The organism is Mesorhizobium sp. WSM4820, from assembly GCF_055811075.1.
The window spans coordinates 403,205-423,884 of record NZ_JBVVQN010000003.1 but is presented as its reverse complement, the minus strand read 5'-3'; the positions used below and the strand labels follow the sequence as shown (position 1 = coordinate 423,884).

The window sequence follows — 20,680 nt, the reverse complement described above, 5'->3', positions numbered from 1 at the left end:
GCTCGTGTTTGTTGGCGAACTGTTCTGGAGGTCGCGGTGCGGACCAGGCAGACATTAGCTCGGCGCGGAATTTAGCTGTCTCCAGTGGTGATTTGACCCACGTTCGACTGTAGCGGAGATGACGGCCATCGGAGGGCCAGCAAATCACACCAATGGCAGGAAGATGTCGGTGATGGCCTCGTGCTCGGCAACCATCGGAACAATACTCACCCGCTGACAGTAGAGGGGAAAATCCCGAAGTGCCTCACCGCTTGCCGGCAACCAGTCGCGATACAGGAATTCGATCGCCGGCTCGACATTTTCTGCCCCGATTGCGCGAAGCACGGCACATCGTCCGGCCGGAAGAACACCGGCTTCCACGCCCTGCACGTTCAGCTCGATTTTCCGATCGGTCGCTGCACAGATGTCGAGGCGGAATTCGTCCGGCGGCGTCATGTCGGAATCCGAATGAAACACATTGTAGGTCGCACTGGACGCGGCGCTCAAACCGACAGACCTTCGCCAGGCGATGAATTTCTGGATAGTCTCGCCGACCAGGGCCGGATTGCCTCGGTGCTGCAGGACGGCGACGGGTGTTTTCGGCACGTCGATGATGTTGACATCAGCCAAACAATACGCCGTGTTCATGAGCTTGCTGCTCGCGTTGGTCAATGGCCACAGGCTGGCAAACCACACCTCCCAGTCGGGCGTGTCCCGAAATGCGGAAGGCAATTGCCCAAAGCTTTTCCGAAACACGCGGGCGAAGGCGTCGGGCGCATCGTAACCGACGTCCAGCGCGGTTTCGGTCACGCTCGCCTCGTCCTTGAAGGCAAGCACCTGTCCCGCCCGTTTCATGCGAACGAGTTGAACATAGCGACGCACTGATATGCCGAAATATCCCCTGAATTGGCGGTGGAAATGGTACTTGGACAAGGCCGCAACGGCACTAAGCGTGTCCAGGCCAAGATCATCCTCCAGATGCCGGTCGATGTAGTTCAACACCCGTTTCATACGCGTGTGGTAGGGATCTTGCCGCATCGTCATCTTGCTCTCCTGTGGTGAGAGCAATCTGCCAGCTTGCGAGACAGCGCGCTCGACTGTTCTTGCTGAACACAGGCGCTGTTTCACATCGATGCGGAGCCGTTGGCGGTGGAGCACTGCTAACCGGGTTCAGACCGGCAGGCGGAACTGTTTGCGCAAGCTCTTGTCGAACATCTCTGCGGGGGCAAAGCGGCGCAGAATGCTGACCTGGCGCGCGGCCTTGCCGGCGGTATAGCGACGCCGCGGGCGGGCATCGGTCGCCGCCTTGACCAACACAGCCGCCACCACTTCCGGCGGATCGGCTTTGGGCATCACATCGCCCAGCAGCGCCTTGAGCCCGGCGCGCGCCCGATCATATTCCTGCAACACCGAATCCGGCTCGATCCCATTCTGGTCGAAGACGGTACGCACGAATGCCGGCTCGATGACCGAGACGCGAATACCAAAAGCACGAACCTCGTGATCGAGCGATTCCGAATAGCCCTCAAGCGCGTGCTTGACCGCAGAGTAATGGGCTGAGTATGGTGCCGGCACCAATCCCAGAATCGAGCCGATATTGATGATGTGCCCTGCGCCGCGCTGCCGCATCGACGGCAACACAGCATTGGTCATGCGGATGACGCCGAACAGATTGACGTCGAACAGGGCCTGCACCTGTGCGACCGAGGATTCCTCGGCACCGCCAAGCAGACCGACGCCGGCATTGTTGACCAGGAGGTCGATCCGCCCGATCTGCGCCAGCACGGTCGAAACGAGGGCGCCGACAGAAGCGTCATCGGTCACGTCGCAAACCAGCATGGTCACTCCCTCCGGGCCGTTGCCGACAGGGCGGCGACTTGTCCCGAAGACGGTGAATCCTGCCCGCGCAAGCGCCTCGGCGCTGGCGTGGCCAATGCCCGAGGACGCTCCAGTCACCACAGCGGTTTTTTCGGAATTCGCATTCATTTCGTGCTCCAAATCGTCAGGGCCAGACTTCTCTCGCCGGTTGAATTATGATCATAATAACATATTACGATAATAATGCAATGCTAGGAGGGAAAGGCAGTAACGCGCTACGAAAAGGGCAGAAAGAACGCGTCGCGCGGCCGGATCATGGGAGTTGCCGCCCCATCTGCGCCAGGACGAAGTGGCGTCCTGACGTGTAGGGAGCAGGCTCTCTGCCAGGGGTAGCTTTGCCGTAGAGGGTGCCCTTGCCGCTGCCCATATGCAGACTTCGACGACGGCGACGCTGGCGGTCGCGGCGCCGACCAGGCCGACATTTCTGGCGCGTTCCCTAACCGCTCGTTCGCGCCCTCGCCGAAAACCATTCGCAAAGTTCAAGCCGTTTGCATGGCAGCCTTAAAGCTCCCCTGCTGCCCTTAGCGTTGTGAACAATCGGCAGTAGAGAAATTGCAGGGCGAGCGATCAGCCCGCCGGCTGGCCGCTGGTGGCAGAAGGGATACGGGCGATGACCTTGATCTCGAAATCGAAGCCGGCAAGCCAGTTGACGCCCACTGCCGTCCAGTTCGGATAGGGAGGTCCGCCGATCTCCTCCGCCCGGACCGCCAGCACCGTTTCGATCTGTTGGTCCGGGTTGGTGTGGAAGGTGGTGACGTCGACAACGTCGTCGAAGCTGCACCCGGCGGCGGCGAGGACCGCGCGCAGATTGGCGAAAGCCCGCCGAACCTGATCCTCGAATGCGGGCTCGGGCGAGCCGTCCTCACGGCTGCCGACCTGACCCGATACGAAGAGAAGATCGCCGGAGCGAATGGCCGCGGAATATCGATGAATATCGTATAACGCGTGGCGTTTGGCCGGATAGATGGCATCACGTGCAGGCATTTCATGCTCCTTTCTGTCTCGATTACGGGCGGACCGCCCGGAGCCGTCGAGTTGATGCAAGCAGGAGATAAGGCAATCGCATTACGCGCATTAGCCGTTGAAATCGGCATGAGGTGATGCAAAATTGCCATCAATGTCCCGCCCGTCCCTCAACGATCTCACCGCCTTCGTGGCCGTTGCCACGCACCGCAGCTTCCGCCGCGCAGCGGACGAGATCGGCACGGCGCCTTCCACATTGAGCCACACCATGCGTGCGCTCGAGGAGCGCATGGGGGTGCGCCTTCTCAACCGCACCACACGCAGCGTCTCGCCGACGGAAGCCGGTTTCCAGTTGCTCGGCCGCCTTCAGCCGGCGCTCGCCTCGCTGGACGAGGCGCTCGAAAGCGTCGCCGGGTTCAGGGGCAATGTCGCGGGCACCGTCCGCATCAACGCCCCGCGACTGGTGGCCCTGCTTCTCGTTCGCCGGGTTCTTCCGCGGATGGCGGAGCGCCATCCGGATGTGACCGTGGACATCGTCGTCGAGGGGCGGCTCATCGACATCGTGTCCAGCGGCTTCGATGCCGGCGTGCGCCTCCTCGGATCGGTGCCCAAGGACATGATCGCCGTGCCGCTTGCACGCGCGTTGAGGTTCATCTGTGTCGCGTCGCCCGCCTACCTCGATCGCTTCGGCGACCCGAAAACCCCCGAGGAATTGCAACGCCACCATTGCATCGGCCACCGCATGCCCAGCGGCAAGCTTTACCGATGGGAGTTCGAACGCGCCGGCCAGGAGCTCGTGATCGAGGCAAACGGCCCCGTCGTCCTCGACGACGAGGAGCTGATGGTCGAAGCCGCAATAGAGGATCTGGGCGTCGCCTACGTGGCCGATTGGGCCGCCGACGCGGCCTTGTCCGACGGCCGGCTGCACAAGGTCCTGACCGCGTGGATGTCCGCTGCGGAAGAAGTTGCGGTTTACTACCCCGGACATCGAGCCGTACCGCCCGCACTGCGGGCCTTTCTCGATGTCGTCAAAGACCTGCGGAAGAAAGAACCTTAGCGACGAGCAGCCGCGCCATGACCGGTCGTTGGGCCAGCGGATTCGGGGTGCTCGGTTGGTTGCTATTGCGTCAATGAACCAGTGTTCTGCCTCAGTGCGGACGAATCCTGCATTGGGCCGATGACCAGTTCGATCGGTCAGGCTGAAGCAGGCGATGACGCAAGTGAGGCCGAGTGCGGACCGGCAGCTTGTAGTTTGATATGCAGGTGAGCAGACATACAGCTCGGCGCAGGGTCCCCCATCTTTTGCTATCGGGTAGCCGACATTCGCGGCAACCTGCGCTGATGTTCCGTTGCGGACTTCCCATATCGCACGAAAGAGCCGGACTTGATTGGAACTCTATCGTCGAGCAGATCAGCCACGCGACGTAGTCTGCCAAACACCGACATTGCGCCGTCGCCTCGGTATGGAACGCGCGAGCCGAGAAAATTCGGTAGTCGAGCAGCCGCCATCATGCAGACCTATTAGATTTAGGACCTAGAGGATCGATCCGTAGCATATTCTGCCCACCAAGAGATAACGGGATGCATAAAGAGTATGCAAAGGTTCGAGGCAAGGAATGCATATGGACGATCCGCTTAGATCCATGAATCGGCCCGGTCTTGGACGTGCAACGATGGGCTACCAGCCGGCCGAGAATGATTTGTTGAGCGAGGTGCTGCGCGACCTGCGCCTTGCCCATGCGAGATATGGCCGCAGCGAGTTAACGGCGCCTTGGGGCATCGCCGTGCCGTTCAGGGAGGGCGTACGATTTCATGCGATGCTCGAGGGTCAGTGCTGGATACAAGCCAAGAGCTTGCCACCGCTGCTGCTGGAATGCGGCGATGTGCTTCTTCTTCCCCACGGAACAGAGCACACCATGTCCGACCGGCCCAAAGGGAGAGCCTTGCCACTGGACGATATCAAACCGGCGTTGATCGGGAATGGAACCTACGAATTGAAGTCCGGCGGCGGCGGTCCGCGATCGCTGATCGCATGCTGTACGATCGGCTTTGAGGGGCCGACGGCAAATCCGCTCCTGGAACTGCTGCCTCCGGTGATGCATATCCGCTATGCAGAGCACAGCGATACTGACCTGCCAAACCTCCTTGCTATGATGGCGCGGGAGGCTGATGGGCAAAGAATCGGATCGGCAACGGTAATGGCGCGCCTTGCTGATATTGTCATGACGCAAGTAATCAGATCCTGGGTCGAGACGTGTTCCGACAATCTGACTGGTTGGCTGGCGGCCGTGCGGGATCCGCAAATCGGGTCTGCGCTTGCAAGAATCCATCGCTCCCCCGGCGAAGACTGGCCAGTCGATCGCCTGGCGGCATTGTCTGGGCTGTCGCGATCGAGGTTTTCGCAGCGATTCAAGGTTCTGTTGTCGGTATCTCCGGCCCGCTATCTCCTGCAATGGAGGCTTAGGCTGGCCGAATCCTGGTTGCGGAACGGATATATGTCGCTGTCACAGGTCGCGTCTGAGTTGGGATATGAGTCCGATGCATCCTTCAGCAGGGCATTCAAACGCTTCATAGGCGTCTCGCCAGGCGCGGTCCGAGATTCCGGGCGCGGGTGAGCATAACAGAGACGGGATCGGTCCTGCATCGCCTGATGCGATCCACGGCTAATGTAATCAGTGCGACAAACGGTCAGACATTCAAGCGTTTCTGCCATAGCGGCGCCGCGCCAGGATCTGCAAATTCTCAAATGCCGTAACCACTTCGACCGAGTCGCGAGCCAAAGCAGCGACTGCATCGCGGTGGATTATCGAAGGAGCAATAGCCGGCATTTCGCATGCGCCATGAACGCATGACGTGTGAATGCAGAATACCTCCTAGGCCGCTACCAGAAGGAGACTCATATGGCGTTGGTGTTGCCTGATCTTCCCCCACCAGCCACTGGCGAACACACGCCCTATTGCATTATCGCCAAGCATCGCGCCGCTCCTGGTCAAGGCGAAGCGCTCGTTACCCGGATGCTTGAGGATCTCGAAGCGACGAGATCAGAAACGGGCTGTCTACAATTCCACATCCATCGTGATCGATCCGACCCCGATCTCATCGTCATCTACGAAGTCTGGCGCAGTGTCGATGCAGTCAAGAGCCACTTCAGCGAAGCCTATGTCCAGAGGTTCGTCGTAGATGGTGGTGAGCTCGAACCGGGCGACATGGAGACGCAGTGGCTTGAGATGCTGAGCCCATATGCCAGCGGCAGAGATCCGCGATGACCGGTGACGAGCAGTCTCTTCTGAATCAGCGAGTCGTGATCGTTGGCGGGACAAGCGGCATGGGCATGGGGGCGGCTCTTGCGGCCTCGCGCGCAGGCGCCGAGGTCATCGCGCTCGGGCGGCGGCCACCGGCGAAATTGGCTGCAGAACAAAGCGCCCACGGTTCAATCACCTTCCAGTCGCTGGACATGACCGACGATGCGGCGGTCGAGCAAGTATTCGAAACGCTGGGGGCGCTCAACCACCTTCTCATCACCGCAACTCCACCAAGTCATGGAGGAACCTTCCTCTCCCAAACGCTGGCCGACGCGCAGGCCGTTCTGTATGGCAAGCTCCTGGGCAGTTGGTCTTGCGCCCGGCACGCGGCGCCCAAGATGCGGAAAGGCGGTTCGATCACATTCACTACTGGCGGCTTGGTGACCAAGCCTCGCATGGGCGCTTCGATGATGATGGTCGCGTTCGCTGGTCTGGAGGCGCTGACACGAGCCCTTGCGCTCGAACTCGGTCCGATCCGCGTCAACACAATCCGTCCAGGCGTCATAGACAGCGAAATGTGGGCCGGCATGCCGCAAACCAAGCGGGACGCGTTTTTCGCGCTGGTGCGCGAGAGCTTCCCAGCAGGTCGCGTTGGAAAAGTCGACGATATCGGCAAGGCCGCACTTTTCCTGATGACTAATGATTTCGTGACCGGCGCTATTCTAGAAGTTTCAGGAGGTGAAACGCTGGTCAGCATCGAATGATCTAACAGTAAAGCCTCAAGGATTAAGAGATCAGTATCGATCCGGTTCACGCGGAAAGTTCACAACGGTGACCCTCAACCACGCGCGTTACAGCAATTTCCAATAAACAATGGACCGCAGATGAGAAGAATCATTGAGACACTACACGTTGCCCTAATTGTCGTTGCGTTCGCCTTCCCGGTTCCTTCCGGCGCATTGGCTCAAGATGGCTCGGCCGCGGCCGCGCCCCCGACGCAGTCCGAGTTACCCAAATGGCTTAGTCGCGGATTGCCGGGTCAGGCGCATGAGGTTCTGGCGCCACTAGTTGGCACCTGGCGGGTCCAGTTGAGCTTCTACGGCACGCTCGGCCGCAGCCCCGATCAGCCGCCGCTCGTGACGGACGACCTCATTAGCCGTCGGCAGTGGTTGGCAGGCGGCCGTTACATCGAAGACACGATGGAGGGGACGCTGGATGGAGCGCCAATCTGGCGCAAAGGCTGGCTCGGCTACAGTATCATGGACGACCGATACGAGTGGATTACGATCGATCCTGTCAACACAACCATGATGTACTACGAAGGCACCCCTGGATCCGGAAATCAAAGGCCCATCAGCATGTCCGGGGCCTTCACCGACCAGGGTGTGGCTGGCGAAGACACGGTCGGCAAGTCGATCGGCATGCGCACAATAATCAAAATCGAGAACAACGATCGCCATGTCTTTGAGCTCTATTTCACGCGTCCCGGACAGCAAGAGACGTTGGCCACACGCGGCCTCTATACACGGCTGAAAGAGTGAGCGCGTCCGCTCGAGGACGGCCCGGCGTCTCATTAGCTCGCTCGGTACTTGGCAATGGCGCAACGGCGACCTCCAGCGCTGTCTACTTTCAGGAAGCCGCAAAGCTGATCTTTACGGCCGACATGAGACGCAAAAGCAGCCATGCCGCCGTCGCGTGTGAGACTCTGCTTCGGGTCACAAGCAGAACAGCAGCCCCTACGGCTCGTCCCTCTCATCGCGCAAATTAGACACAACGCGGCGGTTCTGCGACCTGCAGGCGGTGTCGGGGCAGTCGCGGACGAGCCTGTCCTTGCCGTAGCCCTTGGCCCACATGCGGCTGCGGCCTATGCCGCCGGCGGCGAGGTAGTCCATCACCGCATCGGCGCGCTGCTGCGACAGCGCCGTTTCACTTGCGCCGGGATCGTCGGCGAAACCCTGCAGCTTGAGCAGCCAGCGCGGATGCTTTGCTAACCAGGCGATCTGGGTGTCGAGGGTGGCCTTGGCGACAGAATCGAGCGCGGCCGAACCTTGCGTGAAATAGGTGCGGCGGCCGACATTGAGGATAAAATCCTCCTCGCTGCCCGGCTGCACGTTCTGGAAGCCGGCAACCTCGGTGTTGGTGATGTCGGGCGTGGAAGGGGCCAGCGTGTTGCTGGTCGAGCAGGATGCGGCCAGCAACAGCAGGCCGGCGGCGAGCAGCCGGCGCGTGTTCTCAATCATGCGGTTCATGAGGCGCCAATCATTCGACAGTGGTGGAAGCGGGCGCCTGGTCGGCGATGTGCGGCAGGACCTGCACCGCGGTGCCGATCGGGCAGCGCTGGTAGAGGTCGATGATATCTTCCGGGAACATGCGGATGCAGCCGCTGGAAGCGTCGGTGCCGATGCTCCATGGCTCCAGCGTGCCATGCAGGCGGTAGCCGGTGTCGGCGCCGTTGCGGTGCAGATAGAGCGCGCGCGGCCCGAGCGGATTGTTGGACGCGCCGCCTGCGACCATGTGCGGTAGGTCCGGCCTGCGCTTACGCATTTCGGGGGGCGGGACCCACTGCGGCCACAGCGCGCGGCGGTCGATCGTCGCGCGGCCGTACCATTTGAAGCCGTCCTTGCCGACGCCGACGCCATAGCGGATGGCGGTCTTGTTTTCCATGATGACGTAGAGGAAGTGGTGGCGAGTATCGACCACGACGGTGCCGACCGGCTCGCTGCTGAAATACTTGACGATCTGGCGATGCCATCTCTTGTTGATCTTGGCGAAGTTGGTCTTGCGATAGACAAAATTGTTGTCGCTGGCGGTACCGGCGAAAAAGGATTTTGCCGCCGCGGCTTGAGCAATATTGCTGGTTGCACCCACCGCGACCAGCGCCAGGCCGCCGAGCACGACACCCCTGCGTGATAAAACCATCGGCAATATTCCCCCCCCAATGCCAAAATCTTGGCGGACCATAGTTGAGAATTACTTCGCCTCAAAGTGGAAAATGCTGCGTTGCTTCAGTCCGCCGTGTCCGGACATTCGGCAATTTGGCGGCGAGTGACCGAATTGTGACAATCTTGCCGAGGACGAACGTCTAACCTAAACCCCATCCAGGACCTTAACCAAATTGGCGCGACTGTTTGGGACCGAGCGTAGTTGCGACATTGCCCTATCCGGACGTGTGAGCAATGCCCACCAGCAGATTCAAAATCTTGCGGAAGCCGTGCGCCTCATAGATGCCGATCCAAACCAGGGCGTTGCTACTGCCGCGGCCGTGCTGGGGCTGTCCTATTCTTCGCTCTATCGACTGTTCCGGAACCTCGTGGGCCTTTCACCAAAACGATACGCGGGCGTCATGCCCTATTATCGACTAGTTGGGGCTCTGCTGGCCGACGCGCCCGCCGGCGGACTGGCGCAATTGGCCGCCAGCAAGGCTATTTCGATCAAGCCCATGCGAGCCGCGATTTCCGGCGTTATACAGGCTTCGGGCAAGCCGAATTCCGGCGCCATTTAAACGGAATTGCCAAGTTGATGAACACTCTTTGAACATCTGCACAATCGCGTAGGCGCATGCAGCCTGTGTCGACGGCTCTGTCGCTCAGGATGCGCCAGCGGCGGCATGCTCACCACAGGAGATATAAAATGGCCGACATGACAACACCCCACACCGCGCTTCTCGCGGCCCTCACGACAGAGCATTTCGTGCAGCAATCGGCGATCAGCGCAACTATCAGCGAAATGGCGTCGCGAACGACCATCTACATCATGTCTCTATCGAGCGCTCTAGTGGCGACGGGCTTTGTCGCGCAGTCGCCTGAATTCCTTCAGCCGTTTCTCCTAGCCGTGCTGCCATCGCTCTTTTTGCTGGGTAGCTTCACCGTCCTAAGGCTGATCGATATAGCCGCCGAGAACATGCAGGCCCATATCGGCATCGCCCGGATCAGGGCCTACTACCGAACGCTGGGGGAGGATGCTGCTTTTCAGTTTTCCAAAGAGTTCGGCCGTTGGCCAGAAAACGACGCCGAACCGTCGCTGCGTGCCGGGCCGCTCCTGGCGCATCTGACCACAGCCGCGACGATGATCGCTTTCGTAAATGCCATTGTCGCGGCGGCGGGCGTGACCCTTCTAGCACTATATGTCGGATCAGCGTTGGCGCCTGCACTGTGCCTTGGTGCCGGCACAACAACCGGCTTGATGATACTATTCTATTGGTACCAACGCCTTCGCACGAAAGGCATGGTCCGTCTCGCCAAAGCTTATGGCCCTGAAAAGAGCGTTCTTTAAGCGGGAGGTCAATGTAGTCAGGGTGATACAGCGCATCCGGGCTTAGTCGCCTATCGCAGGCCACTTCAACTGGCCGGCAACACGATGACCGCTTTGAAAGCCGGGCCCATCTATTGGCGAAGCGATGTGTTTGGTAGAGCCGACGGATAGTCGCCGGCTTCACATCACGTCTTTTGGCACGAACGCCTAGCCCGAATTCATGTCGGGACGAACGCGTACCCGTAACTCCTAGCGCCACCTTTCGCTTGGCGAGCGCCCAGGCAGTGGTTTTCCAACAGCGCGACCGCGATGAAAAACGAGACTTGGCCGATGGCAACAGCGAGCGTGGCGAGCGCTTTGTCGTCGTAGAGGCTGGAAGCTCGGGCGTACAGCGCATCCGAAACGCGTTCCCTTAGAAATGACTCGCCACCAGCTGCAAGCCCCCCACGATGATGTCATCCGAGTCCTGCAGGGCGAGCTAACCAGCGGACCGGGCCCACGGTGTAGATAGCGAAACTACGCACTCGTCTGCATCGAGCTCAGTAGGCGTCGCTCTTCTTCGACAATATAATCGCGGATGATTGGGACATCGTCACGGCGAGCCGAGATCAGTATCTGGAAAACAAAATTTGAACCGTTTAGGAAGCCGAGTTCGGCCGACGCCAGATAGAAATCCCACATACGGCAGAAGCGTTCGCCCATCATGGCGACTGCCTCCTCGCGCCTGGCCTCATAACCGAGACGCCAATCGTGGATCGTCCAGTAATAGTGCAGCCGCAAATTTTCGCAGTCGGCGCACCAGATCCCCGTGCGCTCCAACGAGGCAAACACCTCTGACAAAGCCGGCACATACCCACCTGGAAAGATATACTTGCGGATGAACGGCGCCGTCGTACCAGGCGGTGACATGCGTCCGATCGCATGAACCAATGCGAAGCCGCCCTCCTTCAACAATCTACTGATGCTTGTGAAATAGCTGTCGAAATGAGTGACGCCTACGTGCTCCATCATTCCGATCGAGACAACACGGTCGAATTGTCCGCTGACCTCGCGATAGTCGACCTCGCGAAAATCGATCTGATGAGCGACCCCGGCCTCGATCGCTCGAAGCCGAGACGCCGCCAATTGCTCCGTCGAAACGTTGATCGCCGTGACCTTCACGTCGCAATACTTGGCGAGATAGATGGCGAGAGCGCCCCAGCCTGAGCCGATTTCCATCAGATGCATGCCCGGCTCTAGCTTGAGCTTCGCGGCAATGTGGCGATGCTTGTCCATCTGCGCTTGCAGCAGATTGTTGTCCGGTGCCGTATAATAGGCGCACGAATAGGTCATTGTCTCGTCGAGCCATAGCTCATAAAATTTCGTCGGGATGTCGTAGTGATGCTGAACGTTTTTTGCGGCGAGACCGAGCTTGTTGTTCTGCTGGCGTCGGCGCAACGCACGCCAGACTTTCCGCAATCCCTTCTGAACGGGGTGGGCTGCCAACCCAGTGCGGTTGACAGAAAAAAGTGACAAGAGGTCAAATGCTTTGCCACCGTTCTCGATCACCAAGCGGCCATCCATGTAGGCTTCGGCCGCCTTCAGTTCCGGATTGAAGAAGATCTCGCGTTCGACCGCTTTGTCGGTTAGGCGGATCGTCACGTCGGGCCCATCCTGTCCACTGCCGAAGGCTTGCCTGAAACCGTCCTCGAATATGACAGTCAGGCGCCCGTTTTTTACAAAACGGGAGAGCAGATTTGGCAGCAGACGCATTGTGGCTCGTTTCTCGTCACTTGCCCCGTAAGTATGACTGCCCGGTGTCGGTACATCAATACCGATCTGGGGCGGAGAGGGATCGGACTTCAGAAGTCTCCTCCCAATGCCGAAGTAGCGACCCATCCGGGGCCGCCTGCCCCGCGATCGGAAATGTCTGCCCTGGCGCAATAAGATGTCCAAGGTGGTCGCCGGCAGCGTCTGCTATCCGGCAATCGCAAAGATCGCTTCAAGGGCGGACATGCGGCGCAAAGCAGCCATGCCGCCGTCGCGTGTGAGACTCTGCTTCGGGTCGGAGAACGAACCCGCTAGGCGGGAGGCGCCTGCGGTTGAGGTAGAGATCAGGGACCGGTCGTCGCGCCCGCATTGAGCGTCATTCGGCGGCGGCAGAGCATGACGGGCTTCTTCAACAAGGAGCCTGACCATGACCCATCCCGCTCTCGATGCACATCCATCAGCCCTTTGCGCCAGCGGTTGATCGGCGACATGAACATGTGGCGTTTCTCACGGGAGACGCAGCGCAACTATCTCCGACCCATTCGGATTTGCGTAGCGGCGCGAGCCAGGCGGCGAAGGTGTCAGCCTAGTGCAAGACCGGCCAGGTCACGGAAGAAGGCCAGATCGCCTGATGATGCTTGGCAGGTTTTCCAACGCGGGCCGATGTCTGCGTTGCGCGCCCGCATCGAAAAACCTTCACCGAGTCGGTCATCTGATGGAGGCGCCAGAGCCTCCAAAGGCGGACGATTGACAGCTTTTTGAGGTGCGCGTAACGAGATTCGTCAACGGGCGGATTCCCAAAACGGCACCGACCCGAGAACAGTGGCTTTATCATTTTTTTGAGTCCTGCGCGGTAAGGTTCCGCGCATGTGGTTGAAGACTTACTTGATCATCACCGGCGTCGGCGCGTTCGTGGCGCTGACAATGCCATGGCTGGTCATCATCGGCAGTTTCCTGATTATCCCGGGGCTCATCCTCGCGTCGATGCCAACGGCCTTCATGTATGGCGTCGCCTTCGCGCTCTTCCGCTTGCTGCTCGGAAGTTTCGTTTCAGGCGTTCCTCTGAACGTCATATCGGGCGCCGCGACGCTGGCATTGTTCTGGACCATCCCCCAGCCAGGCCTCACCTGGGCGAGAGGCATGCTGGCCAGCCTGGAGGAGCCGGACATTCAGCCGAGCGCACCGATTGCGCTCAACGGCGACATTCTCCTCGCCCGCCCGTTCGAGGGCCGTTGCGACGCATTGTGCGCGGCCTTGCTCAAGACCCCGGGCGTCACTTCAGTCCGCGTCCAGACCCTTCGCGGTCATTCCAATACCTATCGCATCGTGCCGGACTCGACGCCCGGCAAACGAAGCACCGTCTTCGGGCATGGCCTGCTGGAAGAGCGGCGCTACGATGCCTCCGATCCGCTCGCCCCTCAGCGCGCGTTGGAAGCCGAATGGAACCTGATGATGTCAGAGGGCAAGGCGCTGCTGCAAAGCGACGACGCCCCCGAACCCGACCTCACTATCGCGATCGAGGACGGCCCCGCCGTGCCCGATGCCAAGCCCCGATCGGGACGGGTGGATTGGTCGCTCGAACCCTCCGCACCCCACCGCAAGGCGCTCACCATCACCGACGCCGGTGAACAGGTGCTGCTGCGGCAGTCGATCCTGTCGATCTTTGCCCCGGCGGCGCCGTTGCTGATCGGGGCTTCGGGCGGGATCGAGAACTTCCGGTTCGGCTGGGCGCGTCGGCGGCTCGGTGACGGAAGGATGTATGCCGAGGTTCCGGTCAACCGGCTGCTACTCGACCACACCAGCGTTTCGCGCGGCGTGGATATCGAAGCGGCGAAAACGAGAACGCGCGCGGAACTTGCCAGAGCGCTCGACGATCCGCTTAAGCCTGTGAGCGATCCCGCGTTCGCGCTCGCCAATCAGTGGATGGACTCGTTCCGCGCGGACGACCAGCCGCTCGGCGAGAGCGACCGGCGTCTGCTGGTTCGCATCTTGGAGGACCCGCGGGTGCGATCCTCAGACGGGCTGTGGGCGATCATCAAACAGGTCGATGGCGACTCCGCCGATCTGGGGCGGCTCGCCGCCAGCCGCTACCTCGCGGCCACCGACAAGAAGGAGGCGCGCCACTGGATCAATGCCCTGGCCGGCCTCCCTATAGGTGCATACGCCGATCCTCTGCCGGAAGAGCGCGCAATTCTCGCCGATCCGGCGGTCAGCCGCTTTGCCACCGGCCTGATCAAGCGCCAGGGCGAGCGCGGCGTCGATGCCGTGCCCGACCTGTTGCGGCTGCTGCGTGAGTACTCCGTCTACGATCCGGGCAAGTATGGCTTCAGCGAACTGACCGCGGCTACCGATGCCGTGCGAAGCGGCTTTCGCCGCATTGGCCCTGCGGCCTCTTTCGCGCGGCGTGAGATCGAGCAGTTCCTGGCTTCGCCGGGTCTGAAGTACCGCTACAAGACGCTCGGCCAGGAAGAATGGGACGCGCTGCTGGTCGTCCTCGGGAAGCCTGTCGAAACGCTTACCAAGCCGGAAAACCGAAGTGGTACCGACGCGAGGTACCGCGAGCGCGTCGCTCAACAGGCCGCCAGGCCTTACGATCCGCGCCGGGATTGATCGACGACACGGGACGAGAACCTCGCCAATTTATTGCATGCGGATTCCGCTATTTCGGCCTAATCGTTCAAGCGATTGATCGTGCTTCGAAACATCCTGCTTTTTGGAAGAGTGTGCCGCCGCTCAGAGGCAGAATCTCAGCGTAGAGTAACGTCAATGGTTTGATTCAGCCCTTGTCCGCGATGGCGGGATCGTTGGTTCCTGGCGCAACCATGATCTCCTGCGTGTTCGTTGGCTATGTCTGCTTTCAGGAAACGGCAAAACTGATCTCAACGACCTGAATGAGGCGCAGGGCCGACCGACACAAGGTTTGGGGCCACCCCGATTGCGGCTGTCGGCCCGCTGGTCACCGCCAGCCCCGCGCTTTCCCCATAGCATCCACCCTTACCCCGCGGCTTCCTGCTTGGGAGGTTTTCCAACGCGGGCTGATGTCGATCCCAGCCCGCACCCTCGCGTTGCGGCCCACATCGAAAAACCTTCACCGGTATGCCGTTAAATCGTGTAGTATCGACGTTTTCGGAGACGGCATGTCCGAGGAGCGGGTTGAGCGCCGTCTGGCGGCGATCCTGGCTGCCGACGTGGTAGGCTACAGTCGCCTGATGGAAGCAAATGAAGAGCGAACGCTCGGCGCGCTTCGCCAGCATCGCCGCGAGTTCTTCGATCCCACTGTAGCCAAGCATGGCGGGCGCATCTTCAAGGTGATGGGCGACGGCTTGCTTGTCGAATTCGGCAGCGTTCTCAACGCCGCCCGTTGTGCCGTAGAAATCCAGCGCGGGATGGTAGAGCGCAACGCCGGGATCCCGGAAGACCGCCATTTCAAGTTTCGGATGGGCATTAATCTCGGCGATCTTATCCTCGACGGCGACGATTTTTACGGCGACGGCGTGAACATGGCAGTCCGGTTGCAAGGTCTCGCCGTACCCGGCGGCATTGCCTGTTCGGAGGCGGTGCGCCACGAGGTTGGCAACAAACTCGGCGTGGACTTCGCCGATCAGGGTGCCAGGACGGTGAAGAACATGTCCCATCCGGTGCATGTCTATTTCGCCAATTGGGGGAATGTCGCCTCGCGCAACGAAATGCGGACCGGCGAGATTGGGACGCGCCCCGACAAGCCTTCGGTGGCCGTCCTGCCCTTCGCCAATATGAGCAACGATCCCGACCAGGAGTTCTTCAGCGACGGCATCACCGAGGACATCATCACGGACCTGTCCAACGTTTCGGGCCTCTTCGTGCTCAGCCGCAACACCGTCTTCGCCTGCAAGCGCCGCGCCCTGAACCTGGAACACATCGCCAGTGAACTCGGTGTCGCCTATGTGGTCGAGGGAAGCGTCCGCAAAGCCGGGAACCGCGTCAGGATCAATGCCGAACTGACCGAAGGGGCGAGCGACGGCCACGTCTGGGCCGCCCGCTATGACCGCGACCTCACCGATATCTTCGCCGTGCAGGACGGGATCACCAAGGCAATCGTCGAGCAGCTCAAGGTCAAACTCCTTCCCGAGGAGAAGAAGGCGATCGAGCAAGCGCCGACCGAGAATGTCGAAGCCTATACGCATTATCTGAGAGGCCGCGAGTATTACCACATCGCGTCGAAGGCAAACCACCTGATGGCCAGGCAAAGTTTCGCCAGGGCTATCGAACTCGACCCGAGCTATGCTCGAGCCTATGCCGGCATCGCGGTCTGCAACACGCGGCTCCGCTCGCAATTTGGCTTCGACATTCAGGTCGAGGATATTCTGGCAACCACTGCAAAGGCGTTGGCTATCGACCCCAATCTGCCAGAAGCGTATGCGGCCATGGGGCACGCCCTTTCGGGCGCTGGTCGCCGCGCCGAGGCAGTTGCCGCCTTCGAGCGGGCTTTGGCCATCGATCCTAACTGCCATGAGGCCAATCGGTACTATGCCGAGTTCTGCGTGACCCAGGGTCAGTTCGAAATGGCAGCGACGTATTTCCTGAGGGCAATGGAGATCAAGCCGGCGGACTATGGTGCGCCGGTTATGCTCGTGAACGTCTTCCGCTCGCTCGGGCAGAACGATCAAGCCGAAAACTATGCGCGGATCGCGATAGGGAAGGCCGAGGAGGAGTTAAGGCTCCACCCGGAGAATGCCAATGTCGGATGCCTTGGCGCGATCATGCTCGCCTTCCTCGGTGAGCACGATCGAGCATTGGCCTGGCTCGAGCGCTCCCTTGCGACCGAATCCGGCGACATCAACATCCAGTACAATGCCGCCTGCACCTATGCGCTGCTGGGCGAGAGCGACCGGTCGATCGACCTGCTGGAGGCCTGGTTGCCTCAGGTCGGCACGGAAATGAAGCTGTGGTTCAAGAACGACTCCGATTTCGAGCCCATTCGCGGCCACCCGCGCTACCCCAGGCTGATAGAACTCACGGAATAGAGCGGGGCCGGCGCGCGTTCGCCGACCCGACAAACAAAAGGCTTACGTTGCTTATGAAGTTCTCGCCAAGCAACGGAGATTAATTTATGCTAAGCTAATACAGGTCGTGGGGTACTGGGATGGCGACCCGGTTCAGGCTCTTTGTCCAGCCTCCGTTCGAGGACGCTCGAGCGTGCCCTGAAATCGTCACGGTTTCATCGCCGCTCGGAAGCGTCGGTGTCGGCCCGTCTGACGATCGAATGTATGTCGTGGAGCCGGTCGGCAAGACCAGGCCCTATGGCGTGAACCGCGCGCCCTTGGGAACGCCGTTTATCTATCTGCCGCCCTGGACAGGAAATATCCTCGCGCCGGCAGTGCCCGACGAGCGCGGCAATTTCGATCACTACCAGCCATCGATGCCCGGCTTCGAGGCCGCGCATCTCTTCGGCTCCGTGCGGTTCACGCTCGATGTGTGGGAACGCTATCTCGGCCAGTCGGTTGCATGGCATTTCCGCGATCACCATGAGCGTCTGGAAATCTCGATTCTGCCGACATGGAACAATGCGCAGTTCGGCTACGGCTATCTCGAAGTGGGCAGCCAGTTCGAGACGGACGGAAGTATCCTCCCTTTCAGCCTCGACTTCGACATCATCGCCCACGAGGTCGGCCACGCTATAGCCTTCGCCGTGCTGGGCGTGCCGGGCCTGGGCAAAGAGTTCCCCGAATATGTCGGCTTCCAGGAAGCCTTCTCCGACTGCGTGTCGCTGATCGCCGCCATGCATTTTCCGTCGGTGATCGACAATGTGCTGGGCGAGACGCGCGGCAACCTCTATCTGGCCAACCGTCTCGCGCGCTTTTCGGAATTTTCGCGGCATAGCCAGATAAGGTTGGCGAACAACCAGCGGACGATGGCCGAATTCGTTCACGGCTGGAAGAACGAGCATGACCTGTCGGAGCCGCTCACCGGCGCGATATTCGACATCCTGGTCGATATCTTTCACGAGAGTTTGGTTGTCCGCGGCCTGATCTCGTCCGAGGTCGAGAATCTCGCCGATGTCGCCGAGGCCGATCCGGCTGCCCGGGCGCCGCTGCAGGACGCATTCGACCGTGCTTTCGTTCGCCGGACCGACGGTTTCCGCGAGGCGCTGCTCGATGCGCGCGACGTCGTCGGGATGTATCTGGCCGAAACCCTATGGGCTCTGGGGCCCGATTTTCTGGACTATGGAGATGTCGCGACGGCGATGCTCGCCGTCGACGAGGTCGAGACGGGGGGTGAGTTCGCAAGGCTCATCGATCGCAATTTCAGGCGTCGGGGCATCGGCGATCTGCACGCTGGCAGGCGGATCAACAATAGGCCGCGCCGCGGCCATTCCCATTCGGCGCGCACCTTGCTGCCGAGAGATATATCTAATTTTCCGAAGATGAGCTATCGAGAAAGAGTTCTGTTAGCGAGGTCGATGTCTAGCTAGATAATAATGAGTGGAGAGGAAGATGTCAGATAATGAAACATTACTTGGCGTATCGTCTGTATATCTGTTTGGTCGTCTGCTTGAAGACGTGACTTTGAAAGGAGTCGACATATACGGTAACTTGCCAAGACCAGGAAACAACAATTTTCTGCGACGCCAGCTCGAACATGTTGCTGGTCCCGATGGGAAGGAACACCCTGACGCGCGTTTGGCACGGATTTTTTCTTTTTCCTTTGAAGGAGCATTTTATGAACTGGCTCCGCCAGCGATTTTTCTCGTCCATGGGGCTGGCCTCGACCCCGACGACCCTCCCCCTACCGATGCCGACAACCAAGTTGCGTACAAAAGACTGTCCCGAGTTCCCGGCTCCAGTGCGCGAACGGGTCTCGGCTTTCAGATTGGGGCTTTCTCCAAGGACATGAAAGTATGGATTTACGACAAGAGTGACCATTCGCTCAGGTTGGACGCAGAGACGGGGTCACTCGAGCAAATCCTGTTATCTGGAGAGGCCCATGGCGGAGGCATGGGCAGATCGGGCGGCGGCATGGGTAGATCGGGCGGCGTCATGGGCAGATCCGGTGGCAGCATGGGTAGATCGGGCGGCGTGATGGCAAGATCAAGCGGATGGACGCCACGAAAAGCAGGCGATCTAGATTGATCTCGTCGAACATGAGGGAGTTTCATATGGCTGTAGATATAGATTATCTGGAAGTAAGCCCTGTTAAAATCGTCAAGGGGGCATTGGATACTTTGACATTGTTGGCGATGAGCTTCTGACGGCCAACTTGAAATTCTACGCCTCATTCGATCGGGCTGGCGCGCAACCGGACGATCAAATTGAAGTCCATGTCGATGATTCGAAGACAGAAAAAACAAGACTGCCGATGATTGCTGAGGCAACTGAAAACGCGGACAACGATGCGAATAAGGTACGCTCGGTTGTGATCAAATTGAATGGCAATATAGAGGACGCCGCACAAGGTTTAATAGTCATTTAGAAGGGCCTTCACCCTCTGCAATACGGCCCGCCAGAAGTCGGCTCCTGGCGCTGTTCCCACCATTTGAGCACACGCATTGCACGGAGCCCGTGCGCAGTAATCGACCACACCACTCAAGGTATCAGCACGACCTTGCCGGTCGAGCGGCGCTCCTCCAGCAGGCGGTGCGCTTCGTTGGCCCGGTCGAGCGGATAGCGGCCGCTTTGCGTCACGGCAAGCTGGCCGCCGACGGCGAGTTGGAAAAGCTCCGACAGGCTGGCCCTGAGGCCGTCGGCGGAGAGCAGCGGAAGCAGGGCAAAACCTCGCAGGGACTGGTTCCGGGTGATCATCGCTTCCAGTTGCGCAGCGCCGATTGCGTATCTGCCCAGCGCCGCAAAGACCAGCTCTCCACCTGGCGCGAGAACCTCCAGCGATGCCGCCGTCATCGCGCCGCCGACAATGTCGTAGACGACATCGACGCCGGCGCCGCCAGCCGCCTCCCGCACTCGCGCGGGCCAATCCGACGTGCTGTAATCGACCGCGGCATCGGCACCAAGCGACAGGGCAAGGTCGAGCTTGACCCTGCTGCCGGCGACCGCGATCACGTTGCTGGCGGCCTGGCGTTTGGCGAGTTGGACCAGCAGGGAGCCAACACCGCCTGCAGCTGCAGTGACCAGCACCGATTTGCCGGCTGGCGGGCTTTGCCGCAGCAGATGAAAAGCCGTCAGTCCCTGCACCATCAAAGCCGTCGCGCCGTCGAATGAGAGCGCATCGGGCAAAGGCACGGCCAGCCTTGCATCGATCGTCACATAGTCGGCATAGCCGCCAAACGGGCGCTTCGAAGCGAACAGCGGCGCAGCTATGCGTGTCCCGGCCAGCGAGATGTCGACCCCGTGACCAAGCGCCTCCACGGTGCCGGCAGCCTCGACGCCGGGAACCATCGGCAATTGCGGCGTCACCGCGTAGCGATCCCCGCGCATCAACACTTCGAAGAAATTCACGCCGGCCGCATGAACGCGGATCAGCACCTCGCCTGTTTGCGGCTCTGGCTTCGGCATCTCGACGACGTCCAGGACGTCAGGACCGCCGAAACGGTTCAGTTGAATGGCTCTCATGGCATGCATCCATCGCTATGGCATCGGCTGCTGTTTGCCACTATCTGCCTGATCGCGACTACACACTCATTTGTC

The 20,680-nt window shown here is 60.2% G+C and carries 19 protein-coding genes; 12 read left to right on the top strand and 7 right to left on the bottom strand.

Annotated elements, in window-relative coordinates; translation table 11 throughout:
* Positions 1 to 144: 144 nt before the first annotated feature.
* The 3 genes from AC0L2R_RS07995 to AC0L2R_RS07985 form a co-directional block, all read right to left on the bottom strand.
* On the bottom strand, positions 145 to 1,023 hold the full coding sequence (locus tag AC0L2R_RS07995; RefSeq protein ID WP_473508379.1) for an AraC family transcriptional regulator: 879 nt from the start codon (positions 1,021 to 1,023) through the stop codon (positions 145 to 147).
* A 126-nt stretch (positions 1,024 to 1,149) separates the two neighbouring features.
* Positions 1,150 to 1,965, bottom strand: a complete 816-nt coding sequence (locus tag AC0L2R_RS07990) for an oxidoreductase (RefSeq protein WP_473508357.1) — start codon at positions 1,963 to 1,965, stop codon at positions 1,150 to 1,152.
* A gap of 459 nt (positions 1,966 to 2,424) precedes the next feature.
* The gene (locus AC0L2R_RS07985) at positions 2,425 to 2,841 is read right to left on the bottom strand and encodes a RidA family protein (RefSeq protein WP_473508356.1); all 417 of its coding nucleotides are present in this window, start codon (positions 2,839 to 2,841) and stop codon (positions 2,425 to 2,427) included.
* Between the two features lie 133 nt (positions 2,842 to 2,974).
* On the opposite strand from AC0L2R_RS07985, the gene AC0L2R_RS07980 reads away from it, so the two are divergent.
* The 5 genes from AC0L2R_RS07980 (at position 2,975) to AC0L2R_RS07960 (ending at position 7,603) form a co-directional block, all read left to right on the top strand.
* Entirely contained in the window at positions 2,975 to 3,877 is a 903-nt protein-coding gene (locus AC0L2R_RS07980; protein WP_473508378.1) for a LysR family transcriptional regulator, read from the top strand.
* A gap of 559 nt (positions 3,878 to 4,436) precedes the next feature.
* Positions 4,437 to 5,435, top strand: coding sequence for an AraC family transcriptional regulator (locus AC0L2R_RS07975; RefSeq protein ID WP_473508355.1), 999 nt, complete (start codon positions 4,437 to 4,439; stop codon positions 5,433 to 5,435).
* Between the two features lie 285 nt (positions 5,436 to 5,720).
* Complete coding sequence (locus tag AC0L2R_RS07970; RefSeq protein ID WP_023799825.1) at positions 5,721 to 6,086, top strand: putative quinol monooxygenase; 366 nt, start codon at positions 5,721 to 5,723, stop codon at positions 6,084 to 6,086.
* Positions 6,083 to 6,826 (top strand): SDR family oxidoreductase, encoded by a 744-nt coding sequence (locus AC0L2R_RS07965; protein WP_473508354.1) that lies wholly within the window; start codon positions 6,083 to 6,085, stop codon positions 6,824 to 6,826. Before AC0L2R_RS07970 ends, AC0L2R_RS07965 begins: the two co-directional genes overlap by 4 nt.
* Before the next feature lie 120 nt (positions 6,827 to 6,946).
* Positions 6,947 to 7,603 (top strand): DUF1579 family protein, encoded by a 657-nt coding sequence (locus AC0L2R_RS07960; RefSeq protein ID WP_473508353.1) that lies wholly within the window; start codon positions 6,947 to 6,949, stop codon positions 7,601 to 7,603.
* A gap of 195 nt (positions 7,604 to 7,798) precedes the next feature.
* Here the strand turns inward: AC0L2R_RS07960 and AC0L2R_RS07955 are convergent, their stop codons facing one another.
* Positions 7,799 to 8,311, bottom strand: a complete 513-nt coding sequence (locus AC0L2R_RS07955) for an OmpA family protein (protein WP_473508352.1) — start codon at positions 8,309 to 8,311, stop codon at positions 7,799 to 7,801.
* 10 nt (positions 8,312 to 8,321) lie between these two features.
* Positions 8,322 to 8,981 carry a L,D-transpeptidase gene (locus AC0L2R_RS07950; protein ID WP_029349151.1) on the bottom strand — a complete coding sequence of 220 codons (660 nt, stop codon included), beginning with the start codon at positions 8,979 to 8,981 and terminating at the stop codon, positions 8,322 to 8,324.
* A 250-nt stretch (positions 8,982 to 9,231) separates the two neighbouring features.
* On the opposite strand from AC0L2R_RS07950, the gene AC0L2R_RS07945 reads away from it, so the two are divergent.
* A complete protein-coding gene (locus tag AC0L2R_RS07945; RefSeq protein WP_473508351.1) occupies positions 9,232 to 9,564 on the top strand; it encodes a helix-turn-helix domain-containing protein in 333 nt (110 codons plus the stop codon).
* A gap of 128 nt (positions 9,565 to 9,692) precedes the next feature.
* A complete protein-coding gene (locus AC0L2R_RS07940; RefSeq protein ID WP_128247243.1) occupies positions 9,693 to 10,334 on the top strand; it encodes a hypothetical protein in 642 nt (213 codons plus the stop codon).
* Positions 10,335 to 10,829: 495 nt separating this feature from the next.
* On the opposite strand, the gene AC0L2R_RS07935 is transcribed toward AC0L2R_RS07940, so the two are convergent.
* A complete protein-coding gene (locus tag AC0L2R_RS07935; protein WP_473508377.1) occupies positions 10,830 to 12,065 on the bottom strand; it encodes a class I SAM-dependent methyltransferase in 1,236 nt (411 codons plus the stop codon).
* Between the two features lie 882 nt (positions 12,066 to 12,947).
* On the opposite strand from AC0L2R_RS07935, the gene AC0L2R_RS07930 reads away from it, so the two are divergent.
* From AC0L2R_RS07930 to AC0L2R_RS07910, 5 genes are all read left to right on the top strand, one after another.
* A complete protein-coding gene (locus tag AC0L2R_RS07930) occupies positions 12,948 to 14,672 on the top strand; it encodes a hypothetical protein (protein ID WP_473508350.1) in 1,725 nt (574 codons plus the stop codon).
* 527 nt (positions 14,673 to 15,199) lie between these two features.
* Positions 15,200 to 17,065: a TPR end-of-group domain-containing protein gene (locus tag AC0L2R_RS07925; RefSeq protein WP_473508349.1), complete on the top strand. Its 1,866-nt coding sequence runs from the start codon at positions 15,200 to 15,202 to the stop codon at positions 17,063 to 17,065.
* 119 nt (positions 17,066 to 17,184) lie between these two features.
* Positions 17,185 to 18,513, top strand: a complete 1,329-nt coding sequence (locus AC0L2R_RS07920; RefSeq protein WP_473508348.1) for a gluzincin family metallopeptidase — start codon at positions 17,185 to 17,187, stop codon at positions 18,511 to 18,513.
* 22 nt (positions 18,514 to 18,535) lie between these two features.
* Positions 18,536 to 19,171: a hypothetical protein gene (locus AC0L2R_RS07915; RefSeq protein ID WP_473508347.1), complete on the top strand. Its 636-nt coding sequence runs from the start codon at positions 18,536 to 18,538 to the stop codon at positions 19,169 to 19,171.
* 127 nt (positions 19,172 to 19,298) lie between these two features.
* On the top strand, positions 19,299 to 19,511 hold the full coding sequence (locus tag AC0L2R_RS07910) for a hypothetical protein (protein ID WP_473508346.1): 213 nt from the start codon (positions 19,299 to 19,301) through the stop codon (positions 19,509 to 19,511).
* A 113-nt stretch (positions 19,512 to 19,624) separates the two neighbouring features.
* Here the strand turns inward: AC0L2R_RS07910 and AC0L2R_RS07905 are convergent, their stop codons facing one another.
* Positions 19,625 to 20,605, bottom strand: coding sequence for a quinone oxidoreductase family protein (locus AC0L2R_RS07905; protein ID WP_473508345.1), 981 nt, complete (start codon positions 20,603 to 20,605; stop codon positions 19,625 to 19,627).
* Between the last annotated feature and the right edge of the window lie 75 nt (positions 20,606 to 20,680).

What these genes read in the sequence shown, in the direction of transcription:
- AC0L2R_RS07995 (WP_473508379.1), bottom strand. Translation starts at nt 1,023, where the DNA reads ATGACGATGCGGCAAGATCCCTACCACACGCGTATGAAACGGGTGTTG.
- AC0L2R_RS07990 (WP_473508357.1), bottom strand. Translation starts at nt 1,965, where the DNA reads ATGAATGCGAATTCCGAAAAAACCGCTGTGGTGACTGGAGCGTCCTCG.
- AC0L2R_RS07985 (WP_473508356.1), bottom strand. Translation starts at nt 2,841, where the DNA reads ATGCCTGCACGTGATGCCATCTATCCGGCCAAACGCCACGCGTTATAC.
- AC0L2R_RS07980 (WP_473508378.1), top strand. Translation starts at nt 2,975, where the DNA reads ATGTCCCGCCCGTCCCTCAACGATCTCACCGCCTTCGTGGCCGTTGCC.
- AC0L2R_RS07975 (WP_473508355.1), top strand. Translation starts at nt 4,437, where the DNA reads ATGCATATGGACGATCCGCTTAGATCCATGAATCGGCCCGGTCTTGGA.
- AC0L2R_RS07970 (WP_023799825.1), top strand. Translation starts at nt 5,721, where the DNA reads ATGGCGTTGGTGTTGCCTGATCTTCCCCCACCAGCCACTGGCGAACAC.
- AC0L2R_RS07965 (WP_473508354.1), top strand. Translation starts at nt 6,083, where the DNA reads ATGACCGGTGACGAGCAGTCTCTTCTGAATCAGCGAGTCGTGATCGTT.
- AC0L2R_RS07960 (WP_473508353.1), top strand. Translation starts at nt 6,947, where the DNA reads ATGAGAAGAATCATTGAGACACTACACGTTGCCCTAATTGTCGTTGCG.
- AC0L2R_RS07955 (WP_473508352.1), bottom strand. Translation starts at nt 8,311, where the DNA reads ATGAACCGCATGATTGAGAACACGCGCCGGCTGCTCGCCGCCGGCCTG.
- AC0L2R_RS07950 (WP_029349151.1), bottom strand. Translation starts at nt 8,981, where the DNA reads ATGGTTTTATCACGCAGGGGTGTCGTGCTCGGCGGCCTGGCGCTGGTC.
- AC0L2R_RS07940 (WP_128247243.1), top strand. Translation starts at nt 9,693, where the DNA reads ATGGCCGACATGACAACACCCCACACCGCGCTTCTCGCGGCCCTCACG.
- AC0L2R_RS07935 (WP_473508377.1), bottom strand. Translation starts at nt 12,065, where the DNA reads ATGCGTCTGCTGCCAAATCTGCTCTCCCGTTTTGTAAAAAACGGGCGC.
- AC0L2R_RS07925 (WP_473508349.1), top strand. Translation starts at nt 15,200, where the DNA reads ATGTCCGAGGAGCGGGTTGAGCGCCGTCTGGCGGCGATCCTGGCTGCC.
- AC0L2R_RS07920 (WP_473508348.1), top strand. Translation starts at nt 17,185, where the DNA reads ATGGCGACCCGGTTCAGGCTCTTTGTCCAGCCTCCGTTCGAGGACGCT.
- AC0L2R_RS07915 (WP_473508347.1), top strand. Translation starts at nt 18,536, where the DNA reads ATGTCAGATAATGAAACATTACTTGGCGTATCGTCTGTATATCTGTTT.
- AC0L2R_RS07905 (WP_473508345.1), bottom strand. Translation starts at nt 20,605, where the DNA reads ATGAGAGCCATTCAACTGAACCGTTTCGGCGGTCCTGACGTCCTGGAC.